Raw genomic sequence first — 4,638 nt, 5'->3', positions numbered from 1 at the left:
GCGCGCACACGCTTAGCGCGAGCAGCGCAATTGCTGCCCGGATCATCATCTTCATCGGAAGCTCCTTCGTTTTGGGGAGGCGTCAGTTCTTCGGCCAGCTGTCGAGCAGCAGGATCCGCTTGTCGTCGCAGGCGCGCAGATCGAACCGCCCGTCGCGGATCGTGCCTTCGGTGTCGGCGCTGGTGGCGCTACCGTCCGCCTGGCGCCGCGCTGGCGTGGGCAGGCAGGGCGCCGCCGCGCCCGCTGGCGGGGGAGGCGGTGGACCACAAGGCCGCGTCGAGCTGGTCGATCCCAAGCACGCGGTCAGGAGCAGCGCAGGGAGCGCGGCCGGCAGGCGTTTCAGCATATCGGGTCACCGTGTCGGTTGAGCGGACGATCAGCGGCTGCAACGCCGCAGTGCGTTCCGCATAGGTTGCGATGGCGGCGCCGGTGCGCCTCTCGTTGGCGAGCGCGCTTTGCGCTGCGCCCAGCTTGGCGTCGGCGGCCTCGACCTTCGCCTCGAGCCGGACCTCGGTCAGCTTGGCGCGGGTCAGGAGAAGCGCGGCGGCGAGGCCAGCGATGATGATCCACGGCCCGATGCGGGTCGCGAACGACCAAGCGGCAGCCCAGCTCACGCGACGCCCTTCTGCTTCTCGTACGTCTTGATCCCGTAGATCGCGGCGCACCAGGCGAGGCACATGCCTACGGCCACGATGTCGAAATGCCGGCGAAAGGCGGGCTCGATGATGCAGCACCATAGGAACCAGGCGATCGTCGCCCAGTCGAGCGTCGGACGCGCGAGCCGAACATAGATCTGGTACCAGCGCGTCGTGCGGACCTCATGATCCGGCATATTTATCGCGGAGGGCGTTGCCGCCTTCGGCGCTTCGACCACCACCTGCTCGATCGGGCCGGCGATGGTGGTCTCGCTCACAGCTTCACCACGTCGACCGTAGCGCGCGCGCGGATGCGCTTGCATACCTCGAAGCCTTCGCGGCTGCCCTCGTCGTTCGTGTTGCCTTCGATCGTCGTGAAGGTCTGGCCGTTCACCTCGATGATGATGCCGGTGTGGACCCAGTCGTTCGCGCGACCCTTCGCGGGCACCAGGAAGATGTCGCCGGGCTTCACGATGGGCGAGGGGCCGAGGACCAGCTTGCCGAACTTCCTCGCGCGGCCGCCCACGACATCGCAGCTATAGGTCCGCTCCAGATGCTCAGGCACCTTCATTGCCATCGCCAGCGCGGCTTGCCGAACGACGAAGGTGACGAAGCCCATGCACCACGGCCATGCAGGGCCCTCGTTGCCGTCCATATACATTCGCACCCAGGGGCCAGCGTTCTGCCCACCGATTTCGACAGGATGCGCCGCGAGGTGCTGAATGGCGGTGGCGGCGATCATCGCGCCCAGGGTGGCTTTCGGGGCGCCCGGTTCGATCGCGCGCAGGATCGGGAAGGCGAGGCGCTCCATGATCGCGGCATCCACCGTCGTCGCGCCGGGGACGGCCATCTGCAGGCCGCGCGACGTCGCCGGGCCCCAGTCCCCATCGATGACGAGGCGGACGCCGTTGACGCCGAGATATTCCTGCACGCGCTTGGCGCCGGCGCTCTTGCCCGGGCCAATAGGCTTCGTCACCCGCAGCTCGGCTGCGAGTTGGTCGTGAATGTAGGTCATCCGGGAACCTCATTTTCGGTTGGAAGTTATTGGAGGCGAGGCCGCGGCTCCTCCCCCCTTGCTCAGCGGCGGCCTCCACAATCCCGAACCCCGCCGGCGTCGCCCCTCTCGCCGGCGGGGTTTTCGTATCAGCCGACGGGCGGCTTGCGCAGGGAGACGTATTCGGAGGGCGCGCGGCCTGCGGCATGATCCTCGATCACGGCGTGGCCGGAGATTTCGGTCTGCACCTCGTTGCGGATGACGGCCTTCTGCTGCTCGGCCATCGACCGCAGCTCGATGTCGACCCGCTGGACGAACCGCTCCATGTACAGCTTCACCAGCCGATCGGCGCCGACGGTGGCGAGGGCGGTGACGAGCGCCGCGGTCTCGCCGTCCGCGCCCAACTTGTTGACCATGGTGTAGGCGATAAGCGCGACCAACGGCAGCAACAGCACGTCGGCCAGGACCAGCGCCGGCCGAATGCGGATTCCCCGCTTGATCAGCAGCGCATATTTCGCGGCGAGACCGAAGGTCAGGCCGATCCAGATCCAGCCATATTTTGCCATTGCGGCTTCAATCCACGGGCTCACTGGCCTGTCCCCCATAGCAAGGTGCATCCGGCGTCTCCCGGGCATGAAAAAGCCCGCGGAAATCGCGGGCTCGGGATCAGCGAAGGGCGCGCCCTTACGCGGTGGGCGGCGAAGCCGAAGCTTGGGCGGGAGCGGGCACGAACTTCATGACGCCGCTCATCCCGACGCGGATCGCGTTTATGCACGGCCCAATCTTTGCGTCGGCGACGAGTTCAAGCGGCAAGGCGGCGACCGCATCGGCAACCGCCGCGAACGCGGACGACGAGGTTAGGTCCACTAGGGGCGCGAGCCGCTCGGCGTTCACCGTCGCCTGCTCGGTCGCGCGGCGGAAGCGTTCGGCTTCTACAGCGGCCTGAGCCTGCTGGAATTCTTCATCCGTCATGTTGATGCTCCTTCCAATGCGGCGGCGCTGACCGCCACCCAATCGACCTTTTCGGCCGCCACCATCGCCGGAATGTTGCCAGCGACCGCCGTGGCCTTCGCCTGTTGGCGGGCAGCCTCGACCGCGGCGCGGATCTGCTGGCAGTCATGCGCGCGCTGGATCACCGCCGCCGCGACGTCCGCAAGCGGCTGCCCGCTGGCGTCGGCTTCCGCCCTCAACATCGGCGCTGCCGCATCCGGATTAATAGCAAGCGCCTCGGCCTCGGCCAGCTTTGCCGCATAGGTGCCAGCCATGCCCGGGGTTAGGTGACGGGCCAGCTCGGCCACCGCCCCCGCGTTGATGCGATCGATAGAGGATCGCCGCACCGCGACCATGTTGATCGAGGCGCGCGGCACGCCGGCTTCGGCCTCCTCGACGATCAGCGCGTCGTCGTCGACCGCTACCGCGCCCCAAGGCCGATCCGGCGGCGCCTGTCGCGCGACTTCGCTTTCGAGCACCGGGCCGCCGCATTGGAGGATTGCGCCGGTTTCGAGGTGGTAGACGATATAGTGGACGTACTTCATGGACACCTCATTTCATCGCCGGGTCGACGATCAGGTTTGCCGCTGTCAGCGAAATCGTGCTGTCGAGACCGAACCATTCGAGGTCGATCGTGTGCGTTCCCGCAGGCAGACTGATCATGCCGTTGATCGACGGGACGTCGGTGTAGGCGCCCGCGCCACCGCGGGCCTGGACGATTGTTCCGTTGTTGACGTTGAACCGCGCCGTCCAGGTTTTGACGCTTGAGCTGTAGCTCTGCTGCATCGATGCCTGGAGGATGACGTCGGCGGCGTAGGGCAGCGTCACCACCCTCGTGCACACCGTCAACCACGAGTTGGTGCCGGCGTTCGCACCACCGAGCATGGCGGCGAAACTACGCTTCGTGATCGCATTGCCGGCGATCTTGATCGTATCGACGGACAGATCGCGGATGACGGCGGCGCGCGCGAATAGAACGCCGGACACGACCTCGAACGGCTGCAGTTCGGGCGAACCGGGCGAAGCGATCCGGAAGCGATCGACCTTCCACACCGCATCGCTGCGCGAGCCGTTATTGTTCAGGATGAAGCCGCTGCCCAAGCCGTTGACGTCGAGCTCGACCCCATAGCGGGCGAACAGCGTGGTGACGTTGCCGTCCGTCGTCGCGATGGCGGTGGCAGTGGCGGTGGCAGTGGCGGTGATCGCGACGCCGTGCACGGAGACAGTCGAGGCGAGGCTCGCATAGCTGCCATCCAGCGTGTTGAGCGCCTGGAACGTCTGGCGGACGCTCGCCTCGTTCGAAAACAGGGTCGCGAAGGTTCCCCGCTCCACCTTGAAGCGCCGCACCGCTGCATAGGTCACGCTGCCGCCCGGCGCGATGTAGAGCAGGGCACGCGCCCTCATCGACACGGCACCGGCCGGCGCAACCACTGTGGCTGAAAACGTGCTGCGCGGGCGCGAATTGCTGAACACGGTGCCCGGATTGGCATAGACCCGCGTGCTGTAGGGCGAACCGGAAACCGGCGCGCCCATCGAGTCCAGCCACATGATGTCGGCGCTGATCGCGCTGCCCGACGTTGCGGCGCAATGGAAGTCCGCAGCAAAGGTGTAGGTCTGCCCCGCAACCGCCGGCTCGATCGGCGATTGGCCGATGAGCTGCTCGCTCCCGCTAAACCCTCCCGCACTTGAAAGCACCGTCCCCCATGCGGGGTTGAGGCCGACCGAAGAATATGGGCTTGCCGCCCATGTTTCGAGCGCACCGACAAGGTTCGGCGAGCCCGCCGTGACCACCGTGCTGAGGCTCGCAAGGTCAGCGGTCGTCGTGCTGATAGCCGCCGCATTTGCGGCGATCGACGCCCCTTGCGTGCTGACCGTAGTCGTCAGGGTGCCGACGTTCGTGTCGAGCGTCGTAATGGCGGCTGCGTTGGTGACGATCGACGCTCCCTGCGTCGCCACCGTCACCGACAGGCTCGCATACTGGCCGCTCAGCGTATTGACGGTGGTGAAGATCTGCCGGAC

At 66.7% G+C, this 4,638-nt stretch carries 7 protein-coding genes; all 7 read right to left on the bottom strand.

The genetic code is table 11. The features are described from left to right. Positions 1-188 precede the first annotated feature (188 nt). Entirely contained in the window at positions 189-614 is a 426-nt protein-coding gene (locus FYJ91_RS20375; protein ID WP_149524175.1) for a hypothetical protein, read from the bottom strand. After that, a complete protein-coding gene (locus tag FYJ91_RS20370; RefSeq protein WP_149524174.1) occupies positions 611-913 on the bottom strand; it encodes a hypothetical protein in 303 nt (100 codons plus the stop codon). The genes FYJ91_RS20375 and FYJ91_RS20370 overlap by 4 nt, the downstream gene beginning before the upstream one ends. After that, the gene (locus FYJ91_RS20365) at positions 910-1,650 is read right to left on the bottom strand and encodes a CHAP domain-containing protein (protein WP_149524173.1); all 741 of its coding nucleotides are present in this window, start codon (positions 1,648-1,650) and stop codon (positions 910-912) included. Before FYJ91_RS20365 ends, FYJ91_RS20370 begins: the two co-directional genes overlap by 4 nt. 128 nt (positions 1,651-1,778) lie before the next feature. Further along, positions 1,779-2,219 (bottom strand): hypothetical protein, encoded by a 441-nt coding sequence (locus FYJ91_RS20360; protein ID WP_181008613.1) that lies wholly within the window; start codon positions 2,217-2,219, stop codon positions 1,779-1,781. 94 nt (positions 2,220-2,313) lie between these two features. Then, positions 2,314-2,601, bottom strand: coding sequence for a hypothetical protein (locus FYJ91_RS20355; protein ID WP_149524172.1), 288 nt, complete (start codon positions 2,599-2,601; stop codon positions 2,314-2,316). Then, positions 2,598-3,164: a hypothetical protein gene (locus FYJ91_RS20350; RefSeq protein ID WP_149524171.1), complete on the bottom strand. Its 567-nt coding sequence runs from the start codon at positions 3,162-3,164 to the stop codon at positions 2,598-2,600. The genes FYJ91_RS20355 and FYJ91_RS20350 overlap by 4 nt, the downstream gene beginning before the upstream one ends. A 7-nt stretch (positions 3,165-3,171) precedes the next feature. Beyond that, a partial coding sequence (locus tag FYJ91_RS20750) for a phage tail tip fiber protein (protein ID WP_181008612.1) occupies positions 3,172-4,638 on the bottom strand: 1,467 nt, incomplete at its 5' end.

This window comes from Sphingomonas montanisoli (assembly GCF_008274695.1).
GTDB lineage: Bacteria > Pseudomonadota > Alphaproteobacteria > Sphingomonadales > Sphingomonadaceae > Rhizorhabdus > Rhizorhabdus montanisoli.
The sequence above is the reverse complement of the archived record's forward strand: the minus strand, read 5'-3'. Positions and strand labels throughout refer to the sequence as shown.